This window comes from Phyllobacterium brassicacearum (assembly GCF_003010955.1).
Classification (GTDB): Bacteria; Pseudomonadota; Alphaproteobacteria; order Rhizobiales; family Rhizobiaceae; genus Phyllobacterium; species Phyllobacterium brassicacearum.
In genome coordinates, this window is sequence record NZ_PGGO01000030.1 from 1 (window position 1) to 18,395 (window position 18,395).

An 18,395-nucleotide genomic window follows, 5' to 3' on the forward strand; every position below is an offset into this window, starting at 1 on the left:
AGGCGCCGATGGTCACATCCGCCTCGACATTCATCATGACCAGATGCTTGCCGTGCTCCATCGCCTTCAAGCCGATCTCGGCCCCGACCGCCGGCACCCCGGTCGCATCGATGACCACATCGATCAGATCGTTCTCAAGGATGAGGTCGGCATTATCGGTGATGGCGATCTTGCCCGCTTCCATCGCCGCGTTGAGCGCCGAAGCATTCGAGACCTCGCGCGAATGCCCTTCCTCCTGGTAGGCGATGTCGACCGCCTTCAGCGCACCCTGCAAGTTGAGTTCCGAAATCGCCCCGATCTCGATGCCGGGCATATGCGCCACACGCGTGACGATGTCCGTGCCCATCTCGCCCGAACCGATCAGGCCGATGCGGATCGGACGGCCCGTATCCGCCCGCGCCTGCATGTCCCGCGCCAACCCCGTCAGTGCAACATTCGTAGCCATGATGTCTCCTCCAGTCCGTTGCCGACCGGCATAGGACGGGAAACCGCGATTGGCAAGCCAGACTGGGAGTCTCTCAGGTTCAATGCTCCCGAGCTACAAGGGTACTGCGGGAGAGTTTTGCCTGCAGGATTACGACCACCAGCAGGAAGAGGCCGCGGATGACCGATTGCCAGTAGGCAGAAAGCGAGATCCAGCCCTTGCCGTTTTCGAAGTTAAGCACATTGAAGAGGATCCCGAGCAGCAGCACACCAGCCAGCGTGGCACCAACGGAACCCATGCCCCCTGTCAACAGGGTCCCGCCCACCACAACTGCAGCGATGGCGAAAAGCTCCCAACCAACGCCTTCGATGGGTTGGCCAGCACCAAACTGCGAAGCGAGGATGACACCGGCAAGCCCCGCAAGACCACCACTGGCGAGATAGACCAGGCACTTTATCCGGTCGGCAGGAAGCCCCATCAGCCGCGTTGCGTCCTCATTGCCGCCGACGGCGAGTATGCCGCGGCCGGTGCTGGTGTAATTGAGGACGACCCAGCCAACGACATAGGCCGCGATCGCAATCCACGCGGGAATGGGAAACCCGAGGAAATTGTCCTGGCCAATCGAGGTAAACCCGCTTTCATAGGAAACCGAGACTGACTGATTTTCGGCGAACAACAGCGCGGTGCCGCTAGCAGCCAGCATCATTGCCAGCGTTGCTACAAAGGGCATGATCCGCAGGCGCGTCACCAACATCGCATTGACAAGGCCCACGCAGAGGCCCGCGCCGACACCGGCACCAAGGCCGATCCAGGCGCCATGCGAACTGGCCAGCGCCGCGACCACACTGCCGAGCGCAGCGGTCGATCCGACTGACAAGTCGATGCCACCGGTCATGATGACGAAACACATGCCAAGTGCGACCAGTGCAAACATGGAATTGTAGCGAAGGACACTGGTGATGTTGAAAAACCCGAGAAAGTTGTCGTAGCGGGCCCAGCCAAAGAGAATGAGCAGCAGCAACGCCAGAACGACGCCATAGCTACCGAGGAGGGAAATCAGACGTGACCTTGTCATGTGCGCCTGCCTTGTTGCTGGATCCACACCGCGAGCACGATTATCCCCGCCTTGACCACCAGTGCCGCTGCGTCCGGTACACCGTTGGCAAGCAGCGTGTAACGGACAAGCTGGATCGTCATTGCACCAAGGAGTGTACCGACAATCGTTGCCTTGCCGCCACTCAGCAATGTGCCGCCGACTGCGACCGCCGCGATGGCATCAAGCTCCATCCCCAATCCAACGAGATTGGCGTCGCTTGACGAGTTGATCGCGATAACGACAAGACCGGCAACGCCGGCGCACAGCCCGCTAATTGTATAGACCACGAGCTTTACTGTGGACACGGCAATGCCGGACAGTTCCGCCGCCCGTTCATTGCCGCCAATGGCAATGATCTGGCGGCCGAATACCGTTCGTTTCAATACCCACGCCGCCGCTATGACGAGTAGCAGCATGAGCACAACCTGAACCGGGACGCCGAAGACACGGCCAAGACCGATGAACTGGAACTGCGGCACCCGGAAAGTCTGGAGGTTGCCATTGGTCATGACCTGGGCAATTCCGCGCCCGGCTATGAACAGCACGAGTGTAGCGACGATAGGCTGGATCCGGAATTTCGCGATGAGCCAGCCGTTAAACAGGCCGAAAAGGCCGGCAACGCCGACCGAAATGACCATGGCGGCAACGACAGCAATCCCGACACTGTCGATCGGAACGATCTTGCCGAGAAAGATCATCGGTGCCAATGCACCGGAAATGGCCATCAACGATCCGACAGAAAGGTCAATGCCGCCTGTGGCAATGACCAGCGTCATTCCAACGGCCACAATCACGATTGTGCAAACTTGCGTCAGATTGACATTCAAGGTTTGCATCGTGGCGAAGTTGCGGGTGAAGGCAAGGTTGAACAGGATCAGCAGGACAAGCGCAAGGATTGTTCCATAGCGCGCCAGAAAATCGAAGGGATCAAGCGGTTTCGCCAGGCGCTGCTGCCGTGTGGTATCAGTCACGATGCGGCCTCTACGATCCGAGGTGCGTTGCCATGGGCCATTGCAGACATCAATACGTCTTCCGTGGCCTGATTGCGATCGAACTCAGCAACGGTAATGCCTTCGCGCAGGACAAAGACACGATCGGCGCCTTCAATCACCTCTTCCAGTTCCGACGAGATCATCAAAACCGCAAGTCCCCGATCGGCAAGCGACTTGATCAGCGATTGTATCTCACCCTTGGCACCAACATCGATGCCTCGAGTCGGTTCGTCGAGAATAAGCAGGGTCGGGTTCATCGCCAGCCAGCGTCCCAGCAGCACCTTCTGCTGGTTGCCGCCGGATAGTTCGCGCACTTTCTGGTCGGGGCCGGAACACTTTATGTCGAGCTGCCTGATGAATCGCTCGACGATCTTGCGTTGCGCTTTCTCGTCGATCACGCCGGATTTGCTCACCTTCGGCATGAGCGCCAGCATCATGTTTTCGGCGACGCTCATCTCGGGGACAATACCCTCGCTCTTGCGGTCCTCGGTACAAAAGCCCATGCCGGCAGCGATAGCATCGGCCGGCGAGCGTGGATCGAACTGCTGTCCGTCATAATGCATGATGCCTGCGCGTGGCCGGTCGATACCGAAGACAAGTCGAGCCGTTTCGGTCCGACCCGCCCCGAGGAGACCTGCAAAGCCGGCAATCTCCCCGCTGCGCACGTCGAACGATACATCCTGTACTGTCCGATTGATGGACAGATTTTGAGCGGACAACAGCACTTTGCCAATCTTCTTTTCATCGCGGTCGCTGAAGGCAGTGGCATGACCCTCCGCGCGGTTGATGGTGCGGCCGAGCATCGAGGAGACAAGACCGATCTTGTCGATTTCCGTCATTGCCGCCGTCTTCACAGTTCTGCCATCTCGCATGATCGTGACGCGGTCGCAGACCTCATAGAGTTCGTCCAGCTTGTGGCTCACAAAAACGACGGAGACACCTTCCTGCTTCAACTGCCGGATAACGTCGAACAGTACGGTAACTTCGCGATCATCAAGCGAGGAGGTCGGCTCGTCCATGACGACGAGCTTCGCCGAGAAGCCGATAGCCCGCGCTATCGCGACCATCTGCTGTGTTGCGGTGTTGAATTCCATAAGGGGACGATCGACGTCGACACGCACATTGAAACGCCGTAACAGCGTCTCTGCTTCCTTGTGCATACGCTTCCAGTCAAGCAAACCATAGTGCCTGGCCTCGCGGCCGAGGCAGATGTTCTCCGTGATCGAGCGGTAGGGGACAAGATTTATTTCCTGATAGATCGTACTGATGCCACTGGCCTGCGCCAGTTGCGGCGAAAAGACCTCGAAAGGTTTTCCGTCGAACGCGACATCACCGGCGTCGCGGCGATAATAACCCGTCAAAACCTTGATAAGCGTTGACTTGCCGGCACCGTTTTGACCGATAAGTGCATGAACTTCGCCCCGCCCGACAGCAAATGACGCACCGGACAAGGCAGGGATTCCGGCAAAGCGTTTGTCGATACCCGTCATCGACAGAAGAATGTCATCGTTCATTGCAAAGCCATTTCTGAGCGCAACTGACGAGCTTTCGACGTTGCAAGGTGTTCGCCGAAAGAGAGGCCAGCATTCGATATAAGAACGCTGGCCCTGTCATAAATCAATAGGCTGTGCTCAGCAGATCCTTGGCATTGCTGGCATCATAGAACTGGTCGGGATTGATAATCTTATCCGGGAGTTTTTCGCCATTGGCATAAGCAACGGCCGTGTCGAAGGCTTTCGGTCCGAAGCGCGGATTGCATTCAACAACTGCGGCAATCTTTCCATCAATCACCGCCTGCACTGCCTCCTTACCACCATCGATCGACAGGACGAGAATGTCCTTGCCCGGTACCTTGCCAGCGGCTTCGATTGCGGAGATCGCACCGATCGCCATTTCGTCATTGTGAGCATAAACCACATTGGCGTCGGGGTGAGCCTGGAGCAGTGTCTCGGCAACCTGACGCCCCTTGTCGCGGGTGAAGTCGCCGGTCTGCGAGGCAACGATCTTGAAATCGGAATGTTTGGCGATCACATCATCGAAACCCTTCTTGCGATCATTGGCCGGCGAGGAACCGGTTGTGCCCTCAAGTTCGATGATCGTGGTCTTGCCGTTGGCGTTTTTGACCAGCCAATCAGCAACACGCTGGCCTTCCTCGATGAAGTTCGAGCCAATGAACGTTACATAGTCCTCTCCGGCCTTGGCCAGGGATGCATCAACATTCCGGTCCAGCAAAATGACCGGAATCCCGGCATTTTTTGCAGCCTTGATTGCCGGGATGAGCGGCTTTTCCTCACGTGGCGCCAGGAAGATCAGATCGACGCCCTGGGCAATCATCGAATTGACATCGGCAACCTGCTTGGCTGCAGAGCCGGCAGCATCGGTATAAACGAGTTGCCACCCGCGCTTCTTGGCTTCATCTTGCATGCTGGCGGTCTGGGCCAAACGCCACGGATTGTTGCTCTCGACCTGCGCAAAACCAACCTTGTAAGTGTCTTTCTTCTTGAGCGGTACCGGGTCTGCCAGGGCGTTGCCACAGACAATAGCAGCGGCCAGCCCAACCGCGGATGTAAACAGCAGAGTCCGACGGGTGATAGTCATCGAAATTTCCTCCCAGAAATTCAGTTCGTGGCAATCCCACTCAAACGATCATCGCTGCTTATAAAAATTAGTCAATAATAATTTATATTGATTAGTCCAGCGATCTGAACCTAATATCGCCCTTGATTGTTGATTCACATGAGCCGGGCCAAACACAAATGAACGATACAGTGGACGATCGAACCACTGGGAAATCAAAGCTTGCTCGTAGTGCGCCTCGACGCAAGCGTATCGGCAAGCGCGTGACAATGACTGATATTGCTCGCGTTGCCGGCTGTTCACAGGCAACTGTATCTTTCGTCCTGAACAAGACGCCGGGCATCAAGCTGGCAACCGAAACGCGCGAGCGCGTGATCGAGGCTGCGCGGTCTCTCGGTTATGCAGCGCCCACCTTCGCCCATCTCGATCCAGCGGATCGGTTGCTGCCCGCGACCGACGGCAAGATTGGCTTTGTCATCGATCAACTCGCCACCAGCCCGGAAGCGGTCGCGGTAATGGCAATCGAGGGCGCACGTCAGGCTTCGTGGAACGCTGGTAACATTATCCTTGTGGCGCAAACGCTCAACGATCCGGAAATGGAGCCACGCACGATAAGATCCTTGCGGGAGCAAGGGATTTCGGCGTTGATCTACATGACAATTTCCACGCGCGAGGTGGTGCTGCCGACAGCTGTCTACGAACTGGACATACCGGTCATCCTCCTCAATTGTTACACAACCGACCATGCTTTTCCGGCTGTTGTTCCAAGTGAGATCGCCGGCGGGCAGCACTCAACCCGGCATCTGATCCAACATGGCCATCGTCGTATCGCTACGATTACTGGCGAGGCGTGGATGGAGGCGGCGCAGGACCGGCTGAAAGGCTATCGTCGGGCGCTGGCTACTGCTGACATCCCATTCGAACCGGAACTGGTAATTGAAGGTGACTGGTCGGCAAGTGCAGGATATGAGGCAACCAGGGAATTGCTGGCGCTGAAGGATCGACCGACCGCCATCTTCTGCCAGAACGACCGTACCGCGATTGGCTGCTACGAAGCGCTCAAGGAAGCGGGTCTGCGAATTCCTGAAGATATTTCCGTTATCGGCTTTGACGACGAGGAAATCTCGCGCCATCTTCATCCGCAGCTGACAACTTCGGTCCTGCCGCACCGCGCGATGGGCCGCTGGGCAATCGAACAAATGGAGTCCTACGCCCGAACCCCAGGCAGACGCTATCCAATAACCAAGCTAGAGTGTCCGTTGGTCGAGCGGTCATCAGTCGCCGACTGAAATTGGCCTACTCCTTTTAATCCGATGTTCTCGTTTTCGCATAATCGGCACGATCGATACCGTGGCGTTGCAGCTTGTCGTAGAAAGTCTTTCGCGGGATGCCGAGCGTTTCAATGGTCAAGCGAACGTCGCCCCGGTTTGTCTTCAAGGCATCACGAATGAGTTTGGCCTCGTGCTGTTCCATTGCGTCGGGCAAGCTCATTTTGTTGGACGACTGACTGACTGTCCCTCCGTCGATTTCACTCAGACCCAACGCAACCCTTTCAGCAAAATGCGCGAGTTCCCGCACATTACCTGGCCAGTCGTGCTCCAGTATGCGCGAGCGCACAGCCGCGGTCATTTCCGGCGGTTCAGTTTTGAACCTCGCCGACGCGCGTTGCAGGAAATGGACAAACAGCAAGGGGACATCGTCCTTGCGTTCCCGCAGAGGTGGAATGGAAATAGTAACCACATTCAGTCGGTAATACAGGTCCTCCCGAAAATTATCGCGCTGTTCTGGACTGCCGAGATCGACCTTCGCGGCCGCGACGACACGCAGGTCAACCGGGCGATGTTCGTTGGTACCGAGCGGCGTGATTTCACGGGTTTCCAGAACCCGCAACAACTTGACCTGCGTGGACAGCGGCATGCTTTCAATCTCGTCGAGAAAAAGCGTGCCGCCGCTCGCATACTCGATTCGGCCAACGCGCTTCTTCTGGGCTCCAGTGAAAGCGCCTGCTTCATGGCCGAAGAGTTCACTTTCAATAACTGTCTCCGGCAGCGCACCGCAATTGAGCGCAACGAAATTGCCTTGCCGGCGCCGGCTCCATTCATGTAGCAGGCTCGCCACAACATCCTTGCCAGTGCCGGTTTCGCCGGCAATCAGCACGTCGACATCTGCGTTTGCGACATGGCGCAATGTCTTGCGCAAATTCTGCATGGCGGGGGTCTGGCCAATCAGCGGCAACGTTTCATCTGACGATTCCAGAGCGAGCCGCAGCTGACGGTTTTCCATAACGAGCCGCCGCTTCTCCACCGCCCGCATAATACTTTGAACGAGACGGTCCGCCGGATAGGGCTTGGCTATGAAGTCATAAGCACCTTCCTGCATGGCCTCTACCGCCATATCGATATCACCATGCCCCGTAATCAGGATAACCGGCAGGTCTGGGTCCATCGTGCGCAGGCGGCGGAACAACTCCAGGCCGTCGATATGGGGCATGCGAATATCCGTTACGACCACTCCGCCAAAATCCGGAGTGAGGTGTCGAAGAGCGCTCGATGCATCAGCAAAGGGGACGACGGTGAAGCCGGCCAGTTCAAGCGTCTGCCTGTTGGCATTTCGCAGATCGTCGTCATCGTCTACGAAGGCGATACTCGGCAGATAATCCATCAGACGACCCTCGGGAGACGAACGGTGAATTCGGTTCCGGCACCACTGCTCTCAACCTCAATGCGACCGCCATACTCTGCTATGATGTCGTGGCAGATGACGAGACCAAGGCCAAGGCCTCGATCCTTGGATGTGTTGAATGGTGTGAACAGCGACTGCATGATCGTTTCTGGAATACCTGGCCCATTGTCGGAAACGATCAACTGGACTTCGTCTTCCGTCACCGTGGTGCGTACGGTGACCTTGCTCGCAGAGCCACCCTCGGTCGCCTCCAGCGCGTTCTGCACAAGATTGATCAACACCTGTTCAAGTCGAATGCGGTTGCCATGGACTCTGATCTGCGGCGGGGGCGTTTCCGTATTGATCTGATCGGTCCTCTGGCGAAATCGGGTGCCAAGCAGGAGTAATGCGCCTTCAATCACATCGCTGACGCTGATCGGTCCAGCATCGCCCGTACCCTTGCGTGAAAAGGTGCGTAACTCGTCGGTGATGGTGCCGATGCGTTCGGTCAGACCGGCAATCGTCACCAGATTATCTTTCGCAGACTCGATCTGGTTGCGGCCAAGAAAGGTCCCGGCATTGTCTGCATAGGAGCGAATTGCAGCAACTGGTTGATTGATTTCGTGGGCGACGCCTGCCGTAACCTGCCCCAGAATAGCGAGACGATTTGCCTGCACCAACTCCTGCTGCACTGTCTGAAGTTTTGCCTCGGTTTTCTGGCGTTCCTCGGCCTGCATCACCAGTTCCGCATGTGCGGTGCTGAGATCGGCTGTCCGTTCGACAACGCGCCGTTCAAGCTCAAGCCGCGCCGCTTCCTGCTCACGCGAACGGCGTTGTGCCAATCCACGGCGGCGGAGGAAGAAGGCCGTCAGACCGAGCAACGGCGCCAGAACAATCAATGCAAACAATTGTGCACTTCGCGTTGCATCGCCGACGGCCGCTGCAGCCGGCGTCAGCGATTGCAGGGTCCAGGTTGTGGTCGGAACCGCCGTCTGCACGCGCACGAAATCCTCAACTTTTGTTGTACCGGGCAGTCGAGCCTGGACAATATCGGGGATCGATTGCGGCGTGGCAGGAACAAGGTCGAGTGGCTTGAGCGGCGCATCGCCGAACTGCAGGCTTTCGCGGATCGGACCCAGCCGGTCGGCCGGAACTTCACCCTTGGTCATAAAACGCCATTCAGGGAAACTCGTGACCAGGACAATACCTCGCTGATCGACGACCAGCGTTGGGTCGCTGTTTCGGCGCCAGTCCGCCTCAAGCTCATCAAACTCAAGCTTGACGACGATGACGCCGAGCAAGCCCAAGGGACCGTCTATACGCCTCGAAATATAGAGGCCGGGACGCTTGCTGACGGTTCCGAGGGCATAATGTTCGGCGCTGCCCGCAGACACGGCGCCGGTGAAATAGGGACGGAAACTATAGTTGGTACCAACGAAACTTGTCGGTTCACGCCAGTTGCTGGCCGCAAGCGCCAGGCCATCCGCATCCAGTAGATAGATGACTGCCGAACGTGTTCCCGGGATCAGGCTTTCGAATTTGCGATTGACCAGTTGCAGCATGCTTCCGCTACGCGACGACAGCGCACTGATGACGTCGCGATCTTGTGAAAGCACGAAGGGTAGCGACCGTTGCTTCTCCAGCACGGTGCGCAGCAACACAGCGTTGAGTTCGGCACTGCCCTGGGCGCGCGACTGCAGTGTTTCGTAGGCACGATTGCGGCCGTAATCATTGGCAATGCGCAGCGCGCCCGCAACGATCGTCAGCGCGATCATGCCGTAGACGAGCTTCACAACAAGGCCTGTTGTGCCCTCACGAAGCCTTGGCTCTCGCAATACCGCCGCCGGATTATCCATATTATTATTGTGCAGATATTCGCACAAACTACAAGACGACCGTGCGGATATCCGCACACATCCAGATAACCGTATTGTGCAAGAAATTTAAAAGACACATTATTTCAACAACTTATAAATTTTTTCAGGATTGGCACACGACTTGCAGAAGTAGTGGCAGGGTCGGCTGAGCGGCCCTGGTAACAGAGCCCGGGAGGCTGACAGGTGATTCTGCCAGACGCGGCTCACATCATGGAGGAAGTCATGAGTCCTGTGACAATTAACGCAGCGCCGCAGCCGCGCGGCAAGACACCACTTTACGCCCATCTTTATTTCCAGGTGATCGTTGCGATCACCATCGGCATCCTGCTCGGTCACTTCTATCCGGATATCGGTACCAGCATGAAGCCACTAGGTGATGCATTCATCAAACTCGTGAAGATGATCATTGCGCCCGTCATTTTCCTGACCGTATCGACCGGCATTGCCGGAATGAGCGATTTGAAAAAAGTGGGGCGTGTTGCCGGAAAGGCGATGCTCTACTTCCTGACGTTTTCGACCCTGGCACTTATTGTTGGGCTTATCGTTGCCAATGTCGTGCAGCCTGGCGCGGGCATGAACATCGACGCGGCCACGCTCGATCCGAAAGCCGTTGCCACATATACACAACAGGCACACGAACAAAGCATCGTTGGCTTCCTGACCAATATCATACCCACGACAATCGTTGGTGCTTTCGCATCGGGCGATATTCTGCAGGTCCTGTTCTTCTCGGTGCTGTTCGGTCTTTCTCTCGCCATGGTCGGCGAGAAAGCTGAGCCTGTGACCAATTTCCTGCAGACGCTGGCCGCTCCAGTGTTCAAACTCGTTGCCATTCTGATGAAGGCGGCTCCGATTGGCGCCTTCGGTGCGATGGCCTTCACCATCGGCAAATACGGTATTGGATCCGTCGCCAACCTGATCTTCCTCATCGGGACCTTCTATCTGACATCGCTGCTGTTTGTGCTGGTCATTCTCGGCGCGGTCGCCTGGTATAACGGTTTTTCCATCCTGGCTCTGATCCGTTACATCAAGGAAGAGCTCCTGCTTGTCCTCGGCACCAGTTCATCGGAAGCTGCGCTGCCGACACTGATGGCAAAGATGGAAAAGGCTGGCTGCAAGAAGTCCGTGGTCGGCCTCGTTATCCCAACCGGCTACTCGTTCAATCTCGACGGAACCAACATCTACATGACACTGGCCGCACTGTTCATTGCCCAGGCAACGAACACGCCGCTTACCCTGACCGACCAGGTGCTGCTTCTGCTTGTAGCCATGCTGAGCTCCAAGGGTGCGGCAGGAATCACCGGCGCGGGATTCATCACACTGGCAGCCACATTGTCCGTCGTTCCAGCGGTGCCGGTCGCCGGCATGGCACTCATCCTTGGCATCGACCGTTTCATGTCCGAATGCCGTGCTCTTACCAATCTGGTTGGCAATGCGGTCGCCACAATCGTTGTAGCACGCTGGGAAGGCGAGCTGGATACGAACAAGCTGGCGCAGGCCATGAACGGCGACGTCGTCGATGAGGATGCTCTCGTTCTCGCCAACTAACCTGGCCAAGACGTGAATGTGAGAGAGGCGGGCCTAGCGCCCGCCTTTTTCATTGGGATCGCAGATTCGCGAGCCAGTTTTGCGCATACACATCGAAGGCATCGCCGAGCGGTACGACTTCTTCAATGGCTGGCTCCATCGAGCATTCTGCGCCAGCAAGCATCGCGGCACCGAGGCTGGTACCGGTCGAGCCGGGCAGGGCGATGACCTCGCGATCGGTCAGAGATTTGAGAGCTGACAAATAGGTTCGATTGCGGGCAAAAGGCCCTTCGACGATTGTCGGACCGGCGGCCCCGATGAGCTCAAGACAGATGTTCGTCATCAGCGCCGTATAAAGCGAGGCGGCTGCGCTCTGTTCTGCGACCGAACGCGACTTGCCGTTCAGCAAAATTGCTTCGCGGGCAGGGTAGGGGCCGGAACCCTGCACGACGCTTGGCAAGATCATGAACTGGTCGCGGATCACCCCGTCCAGTGCCTCCGCACCCGGTTCGGACGGATTGCCACCTGTCAAGATATCGAATTCGCGTCCGCCCATGAACCGGGCCGACGGCACCGCCTTGCCAAAGGCGTCGACATTGGCAAGCGTGTCCCGGGCGGGATCGAGTTGGCCGAGCCTTCCACCAACGGCAAAGGACACAACCCAGGTTCCGGTCGAGACAACTGCAAAAGGCGACTTCCTGCTGATCAGGTGTGGCAGCAGCGTCGCGTTTGAGTCGTGAATACCGCAATAGACCGGAACAGCCCCGTCAATCCCGGTTTGCCTCGCCAAAGGTAGGCGCAGATCTCCGATTTTATCGAAGGCGGATCGGGTCGGGGCCATTAGCGGGCGCAATCCCAGCTTATCGACCAGACTCGAATATTCACCCAGCTCAGGGTTCCACAAATCCGTATGGCATCCCAGAGACGTGACTTCATTCACCGCAACTCCGGTCAATCGCCACACCCAGTACTGCGCATAGGTCACGATAGATCTGACTTTACCAAACTGCTCCGGAAACTGCGTTTTCTGGTAGTGTATCTGTGCTCCGACATTGAGGCCGCCAGAGAGAAAGGGTGAACGCGTCTCGGAAAAGTCTGGCCGCAGCGCCTTGTAGGCTGCACGCACTTCATCTGGATAGTTATACTCGTAATCGATCACCGGCATTGCCAATCCGTTTTCACCGAGCAGCGCGGCGGAAGCGCCATGCGCGGTTACGGAAATCGCATCGAAGCCGGGCGATCTAGCGAAACCGGCAAGGGACTCGGCGAAGAATCCCCAGAGGGCTTCTACGTCGTAGTGCGGATAAGGGCCTTCCTCGACAACGCTGTTCCGCGTACTACGCGAGGCCACTTCTGTTCCGGTTACGGCATCGACCACCACCAGCTTGGCATTGGTTTTCCCGACATCGATGACCGCTATGCGACGATAACTGCTCATGCCGTCAGGCCATATGGAACAGGCAGACAAGCTCAGTCTGCAGAGGTGAGTTGTCTGGGTTGGTTACCATGATATCGGCCATATGCGCCCACCATTTCTTCATCACCGGATGGTCAGGCAGGCCGTCCATGTTGTGGCCGGCCGGGCGGGTCAGCACACCGAAGAGAGTGTTGCTGGCGCGGTCGAGATGGATCGAATAGTCGCTCACACCTGCCGCGTGCAGCAGATCGACGAGTTCTGGCCAGATCTCCTCGTGACGCCGTTTGTATTCCGCTTCCATGCCGGGATTGAGCGTCATAGTGAACGCATATCTTTCTGTAGCGCTCATGCGTGTTTCCTGTGCCTGAATCGCCTGATGATGATTGGCAGGGTGATGGTGACGATCAAAAGCAGGCCGATGAAAATCGACATCACGATGCCAGGTACGTTCAGGAGGCCGAGGCCAAATGTAACAAGGCCCATGACAAACGCCGCGATCACGACGCCGCCTATGGTTCCGGAGCCGCCAAGAATGGAGATACCGCCGAGCACCACCATAGTAACGATCTCCAGCTCCCAGCCCTGCGCGATTGAAGGACGCGTCGAGCCGAGACGCGATGTCAGGCAGACGGCCGCAATGCCCGACATCAAACCGGTCAGGACGAACAGGATGAACTTGATACGCTCGACGCGAATACCGGAGAACCGTGCTGCGAATTCATTATTGCCGATCGCATACACCCTGCGGCCAAAATTGGTGGCATGCAGCAGGACCGCAAATAGAATTGCAAACAGAAGAAACAGAACGAACTCGAAGGATATGACCCAGAAGACATATCCTTGCCCGAAATAGGCGAAGGACGCCGGATAGCCACCATAGGCCTTGTCGCCAAGGACAATGTATGCGATGCCGCGGAAGAGGCTCATCGTGCCGATGGTGACAACAATCGAAGGAAGACGCAGACCTGCGACCAGTATCCCGTTGATAGCGCCGCAGCCGATACCAACGCCTATCCCGATGGCAACGAGACCAGGCGTGCCGATCCCTGCCTGCGCTGCGGCACCCATGGCAGTCGAGGCAAGCGCGATGATCGCGGCGACCGAGAGGTCGATCTCCCCCGAGATGATCAGGAGAGCCATTGCGAACGCAACCATGGCCTTCTCAGTGAAATTGAACGTGGCGTCAGAAAGATTCCATGCATTGAGGAAATAGGGAGAAGCCAGTGAGTTGGCGATGAAAATCAAAACGGCCACGGCGAACAGCAGGGCTTCCCAGCTGGCGAATAGCCGGGTCGTGGATGTGCCTAGGCGATCCGGAATGTGCCGCGTTTCGGACACTGCACTCATGCTGTCACCTCGATCTGTTCCGATGCGCCGCGGTCACGCAGGATAATGCGGCCGCGACGGCGCTCCTGCCGCGCATTGAAGATCACTGCGGCAATGATCACGGATCCAGAAATCGCCATCTGCGCGAAGGGTGAAATGTTGATGACCGGCAGCGCATTCTTGATGACACCCAGAAACAGTGCACCGAGGACCGCACCAGCTACAGAACCAATCCCTCCAAGTGTCGAGATACCCCCGATGACGCAGGCGGCAACGGTATCGAGTTCGAAGCCTGCTGCTATATCGACATAAGCAACCGCATAACGCGATACCCAAAGATAAGCGCACAGGCCAGCGAGTGTGCCGGAAATGACGAACGCAAAGAACCGTGTGCGTCCGACATCGATGCCCGCATAGACAGCCGCCGTCGGATTGCCGCCGGAGGCATAGATCGCCCGGCCAAGAAACGTGCGTGAAATCACGAGATACATCAACGCCATAACGATTATGGCGGTCCAGCCCAGCACAGGCAGGCCGAGAACCAGCTGCCGCGGCGTTTGCAGGAACGGTTCCGTCATCTGGTGTGCATTCACCCACGTCCCGCCGGATAGAACAAAGGCCATGCCGCGATAGATCGTGAGCGTACCAAGTGTAACGACGATCGACGGGATGTTGAGCTTCCAGACAAAAAGGCCATTGATAGCGCCGAGTACGGCTCCGATGCCGATCGCTACGAGGATGATCAATATAAGTGGAAGTTGCGGATAACCCGCATTAAGCATGCCTATGGCCATACCAGTGAACGCCACGTTCGCCGCAACCGACAGATCAATGGATTTCGTCAGGATCACCGTCATCTGCCCAAGCGCAAGAATGATCAGAATGGACGTGTCGTTGAATATGTTGGCAAGGTTGCCCGCTCTTGCGAAGCCAGGCGAGCGCGCGGAGAACGCAGCGAGCAAAACTGCTATGATGACCACCAGCAGCATCTCGCGATATTTGAATAATTGCGTGACCATCTTTCGTCCTTACGCATTGCCGGTTGCGGCGCGAACCAGCGCCTCAGCGCTCATATGATCACGCTCGTATATGCCTGCCGACAGACCCTCGCGCATGACGAGAACCCGATCCGACATGCCCAAGATCTCGGGCAATTCCGAAGAGACCATAATGATGCTGAGACCTTCACCCGCGAGCTCACTGATGAAGGCGTGAACTGCGGCCTTGGAGCCAATGTCGATGCCCTTGGTCGGCTCGTCCAGGATCAGAATCTTCGGATGTGTCGCGAGCCACTTGCCGATGACTACTTTCTGCTGGTTGCCGCCGGAGAGTGTCCCGACGGGCACAGAGAGCGCAGCGGCTCTGAGGTCGAAGCGCTCGGCATATTTTCGCGCCAGGGCAAATTCCTCCGCGGCCCGCAGGAAGCCCGAACGCGACGTACGCACCAAGGATGGCAGCGAAATGTTCTGGTAGATGGGCAGTTGCAGCACGGCACCATGGCGGCCGCGCTCTTCCGGCACATAGACGATTCCGGCCTTGATAGCATCACCGGGCGAGCGGATCACGATCTCCTTGCCGTCGAGCTTCAGTGTACCGCCGGACGGCCTTGTGACGCCGAACAACGACTGGCAGATCTCCGAGCGGCCGGCGCCGACAAGGCCATAAATCCCGAATATCTCGCCCTTCTTGAGCGCAAAGGTGATATCGCGAAACTCGGTTGGATGCGTGTAATTCTCGACGGAAAGAACGGCCTCCCCCAGAGGAATGGCTACCTTCGGGAAGGCGTGTTCGATCGAGCGGCCAACCATTAGTCGCACGATCTCGTCCTGTGCCACGCCGGCCAGAACACCGCTGCCGACCGCCTTTCCATCACGGAAGACGGCAAAATTGTCAGCGATCTCGTAGACCTCATCAAATTTGTGGCTGATGAAAAGAATGGCCTTGCCGTGCGATTTGAGGCGTTTGACGATCTGGAACAGGTCATCAACCTCCTTGCGCGACAGTGCTGCGGTCGGCTCATCCATAATGACGATGCGGGCATCGACAGAGAGGGCCCGTGCAATTGCCACCAGATGGCGTTGAGCGATAGACAGATCCTTTAGCCGTGTGCGCGGATCGATATTGCTCTCAAGCGAGTGCAAAAGGGCGAGGGCGCGCGCATTCACTGCCTTCCAGTTAACGAAGCCGAGCCGTGTCTTGGGCGCATGGCCAAGGAAGATGTTCTCGGCGACAGACAACTCGTCGAACAGTACCGTCTCCTGATGGATGGCCGTGACACCGAAGTCGATCGCGTCCTGTGCGTTGGCAAAAGCTACCGGCGAACCGTCGACATGAATTTCACCTTCGTCCGATTGGTAGATTCCGGTCAGTATCTTGACGAGTGTCGATTTCCCCGCACCATTTTCACCGATAAGCGCCGTCACCTTGCCAGCGTACAGGGCGATATTGACGTCGTTGAGCGCCTTGACGCCGGGGAACGACTTGGAAATGCCCCGCATCTCCAGAAGTGGCGTCTCCAGCAAAGGCTCGGACAGGGAAATTTGATTCATTGATCATACCGCAAGAGAAAATGTGCCCGGCGGAAAGTCCGCCGAGCCGATAGCAAGTTCTCAGGATCAGAAGATCTTGGAGAACTCGTCGATATTCTTGGCGTCGTAAACGAATGGATCAGCCATGGCTGCCTCGCCGTTGTCGCCAATCTTGATCTTGCCCATGCGTCCGGCTTCGATTTCGCTTCCCGGTGCACCGTCGGATTCGCCCTTGACCAGGCGATAGGCGATTTCGGTAGCCGAATAACCGAGATCGATCGGATTCCAGATTGCGAATTCCTTCGTCGCCCCCGATTTGATGGCGCCAGCCATTTCGGAAGGCAGACCGAGACCCGTTACGTAGACATCGCCGATCTTCTTGGCATCAGCGACAGCCTGGGATGCAGCAAGAACGCCAACTGTGGTTGGAGCAACGATTACCTTCACGTTCGGCTGTGAGGTCAGGAGGCCCTGCGCCTCACGGTAGCTCTTGTCGGAAAGGTCGTCACCGTAGACGGTGGTGACCAGATTGAGACCAGGGAAGTTCGGCAACTGCTTTTTCATCTCCTCGATCCAGGTATTCTGGTTGGTCGAGGTTGTCGTTGCGGACAGGATGGCGAAATCGCCCTTGCCGTCCTTTAGGTGGTTCGCCGCGAGCTGCAGGCACATCTTGCCGATCAGTTCATTGGAGGACGGATTGAGATGCATGATGCGTCCGTCCTTGGCCACTGCTGAATCCCACGAGATGACCTTGATCCCACGCGCCGCCGCCTTCTTCAAAGCCGGTACCAGCGCATCAGGGTCATTGGCTGACACGGCAATCGCATTGACGTTCTGAGCGATCAGCGCATTGATGACTTCGATCTGCCCTTCGGCCGTCGTGGATGTCGGGCCCGTATAAATGACCTCGACGTCACCAAGTTCCTTCGCGGCTTCCTGCGCACCCTTGTTGGCGGCTTCGAAGAAGCCGTTGCCAAGCGATTTGACGACGAGGCCGATCTTGACCGTTTCGGCCTGCGCCTGCGATGCCAGCATGGCAAGGGCCAGTGCCGATCCCAATGCGAGTTTCTTCAAAAGTTTCATAATCTGTCCTCCCAGAGATTGAACCACTTACTTGCCTTGTCCGCCGCAGCGCTCACGCAACTGAGACGGAATTTCTTGCCTTGTCCTGATTGACCTTCGCAATGATGAGCTGAATGCCGGCATCCTCCACCATTTTCCGATCCCCGTCCGAAATACCTTCGTCGGTGATGATGGTTGTCACACGCTGCAGCGGACAGAGGATCAGACTCGACCGCCGGGCAAATTTTGTCGAATCGACCAGCAGCACCAACTCATCGGCCTGATTGATCAACTTCTGCTCGCCCTGGATGATCAGCGCGTCGGATTCCATCACCCCAAAGGGCCCGACGCCCTGCGAACCCATGAACATGCGCTTGCCGTAGAAATTTCGCGTCACGTCGTTATCGAATGGCGAGAGGATAATGCTCTGCTCACGGTAAATCGCACCACCCGGGACGGTGACTGAACTTTTGGAGTTCTTCACCAGGTGCTCGGCGATGGCAAAGGAATTGGTCATGACCTGCAGGCGGCGAGAGGAGAGAAAATGCACCATCTGAAAGGTGGTCGTCCCGCCATTGATGATAATGGCGTCGCCCTCCTCGCACAGGGCCACGGCCTCTCGGGCGATTGCCCGCTTCTTGTCAGCATTTTCGGATTCGGAAACGTGGAAATGACGGCCGGCGAGGGGCGTTAATTGAGGCGGATGTACTGCCTCGGCGCCACCACGCACCCGGCGCAACTTACCTTTGACATGGAGTGAGGCGATGTCACGGCGGATCGTTGCCTCTGAAGCTTCGGTCAGGTCCGCAATGTCCTGAATGGTGATGACCGGCTTTTCCTGAACAGCGCTCAGAATGATACGGTGACGCTCACGCTCATGCATCTTGGTTCTCCTCCTGCGACAATCT

15 protein-coding genes and 1 pseudogene are annotated in these 18,395 nt (G+C 57.1%); 2 read left to right on the top strand and 14 right to left on the bottom strand.

The features are described 5' to 3' along the window. From CU102_RS25505 to CU102_RS25525, 5 genes and pseudogenes are all read right to left on the bottom strand, one after another. Nucleotides 1–445: pseudogene (locus CU102_RS25505) on the bottom strand (homoserine dehydrogenase); the annotation flags it as partial. A gap of 79 nt (nucleotides 446–524) precedes the next feature. Next, nucleotides 525–1,499: an ABC transporter permease gene (locus CU102_RS25510; protein WP_106713879.1), complete on the bottom strand. Its 975-nt coding sequence runs from the start codon at nucleotides 1,497–1,499 to the stop codon at nucleotides 525–527. Continuing rightward, nucleotides 1,496–2,491 carry an ABC transporter permease gene (locus tag CU102_RS25515; protein ID WP_106713880.1) on the bottom strand — a complete coding sequence of 332 codons (996 nt, stop codon included), beginning with the start codon at nucleotides 2,489–2,491 and terminating at the stop codon, nucleotides 1,496–1,498. The genes CU102_RS25510 and CU102_RS25515 overlap by 4 nt, the downstream gene beginning before the upstream one ends. Continuing rightward, nucleotides 2,488–4,026 (bottom strand): sugar ABC transporter ATP-binding protein, encoded by a 1,539-nt coding sequence (locus CU102_RS25520; protein ID WP_106713881.1) that lies wholly within the window; start codon nucleotides 4,024–4,026, stop codon nucleotides 2,488–2,490. The genes CU102_RS25515 and CU102_RS25520 overlap by 4 nt, the downstream gene beginning before the upstream one ends. A 103-nt stretch (nucleotides 4,027–4,129) precedes the next feature. After that, nucleotides 4,130–5,110 carry an ABC transporter substrate-binding protein gene (locus tag CU102_RS25525; protein ID WP_106713882.1) on the bottom strand — a complete coding sequence of 327 codons (981 nt, stop codon included), beginning with the start codon at nucleotides 5,108–5,110 and terminating at the stop codon, nucleotides 4,130–4,132. A gap of 248 nt (nucleotides 5,111–5,358) precedes the next feature. Here CU102_RS25525 and CU102_RS25530 point away from each other — a divergent pair, with 248 nt between their 5' ends. Beyond that, on the top strand, nucleotides 5,359–6,378 hold the full coding sequence (locus CU102_RS25530) for a LacI family DNA-binding transcriptional regulator (protein ID WP_106713914.1): 1,020 nt from the start codon (nucleotides 5,359–5,361) through the stop codon (nucleotides 6,376–6,378). A gap of 16 nt (nucleotides 6,379–6,394) precedes the next feature. Here the strand turns inward: CU102_RS25530 and CU102_RS25535 are convergent, their stop codons facing one another. Both CU102_RS25535 and CU102_RS25540 read right to left on the bottom strand, forming a co-directional pair. Next, the gene (locus CU102_RS25535) at nucleotides 6,395–7,750 is read right to left on the bottom strand and encodes a sigma-54-dependent transcriptional regulator (RefSeq protein WP_106713883.1); all 1,356 of its coding nucleotides are present in this window, start codon (nucleotides 7,748–7,750) and stop codon (nucleotides 6,395–6,397) included. Beyond that, nucleotides 7,750–9,606: a sensor histidine kinase gene (locus CU102_RS25540; RefSeq protein WP_106713884.1), complete on the bottom strand. Its 1,857-nt coding sequence runs from the start codon at nucleotides 9,604–9,606 to the stop codon at nucleotides 7,750–7,752. Before CU102_RS25540 ends, CU102_RS25535 begins: the two co-directional genes overlap by 1 nt. Nucleotides 9,607–9,849: 243 nt before the next feature. Here CU102_RS25540 and CU102_RS25545 point away from each other — a divergent pair, with 243 nt between their 5' ends. After that, nucleotides 9,850–11,175, top strand: a complete 1,326-nt coding sequence (locus CU102_RS25545; RefSeq protein WP_166648565.1) for a dicarboxylate/amino acid:cation symporter — start codon at nucleotides 9,850–9,852, stop codon at nucleotides 11,173–11,175. A gap of 49 nt (nucleotides 11,176–11,224) precedes the next feature. On the opposite strand, the gene CU102_RS25550 is transcribed toward CU102_RS25545, so the two are convergent. The 7 genes from CU102_RS25550 to CU102_RS25580 form a co-directional block, all read right to left on the bottom strand. Further along, on the bottom strand, nucleotides 11,225–12,592 hold the full coding sequence (locus CU102_RS25550) for an FGGY-family carbohydrate kinase (protein WP_106713885.1): 1,368 nt from the start codon (nucleotides 12,590–12,592) through the stop codon (nucleotides 11,225–11,227). A gap of 4 nt (nucleotides 12,593–12,596) precedes the next feature. Then, nucleotides 12,597–12,920 (bottom strand): L-rhamnose mutarotase, encoded by a 324-nt coding sequence (gene rhaM, locus CU102_RS25555; protein ID WP_106713886.1) that lies wholly within the window; start codon nucleotides 12,918–12,920, stop codon nucleotides 12,597–12,599. Beyond that, on the bottom strand, nucleotides 12,917–13,918 hold the full coding sequence (locus CU102_RS25560) for an ABC transporter permease (RefSeq protein WP_106713887.1): 1,002 nt from the start codon (nucleotides 13,916–13,918) through the stop codon (nucleotides 12,917–12,919). Before CU102_RS25560 ends, rhaM begins: the two co-directional genes overlap by 4 nt. Next, a complete protein-coding gene (locus CU102_RS25565; RefSeq protein WP_106713888.1) occupies nucleotides 13,915–14,916 on the bottom strand; it encodes an ABC transporter permease in 1,002 nt (333 codons plus the stop codon). Before CU102_RS25565 ends, CU102_RS25560 begins: the two co-directional genes overlap by 4 nt. A gap of 9 nt (nucleotides 14,917–14,925) precedes the next feature. Then, nucleotides 14,926–16,446 carry a sugar ABC transporter ATP-binding protein gene (locus CU102_RS25570; RefSeq protein WP_106713889.1) on the bottom strand — a complete coding sequence of 507 codons (1,521 nt, stop codon included), beginning with the start codon at nucleotides 16,444–16,446 and terminating at the stop codon, nucleotides 14,926–14,928. A gap of 66 nt (nucleotides 16,447–16,512) precedes the next feature. Further along, nucleotides 16,513–17,508: a rhamnose ABC transporter substrate-binding protein gene (gene rhaS, locus CU102_RS25575; RefSeq protein ID WP_106713890.1), complete on the bottom strand. Its 996-nt coding sequence runs from the start codon at nucleotides 17,506–17,508 to the stop codon at nucleotides 16,513–16,515. A 52-nt stretch (nucleotides 17,509–17,560) separates the two neighbouring features. Beyond that, nucleotides 17,561–18,370 (bottom strand): DeoR/GlpR family DNA-binding transcription regulator, encoded by an 810-nt coding sequence (locus CU102_RS25580; RefSeq protein ID WP_106713891.1) that lies wholly within the window; start codon nucleotides 18,368–18,370, stop codon nucleotides 17,561–17,563. Nucleotides 18,371–18,395: the final 25 nt, after the last annotated feature.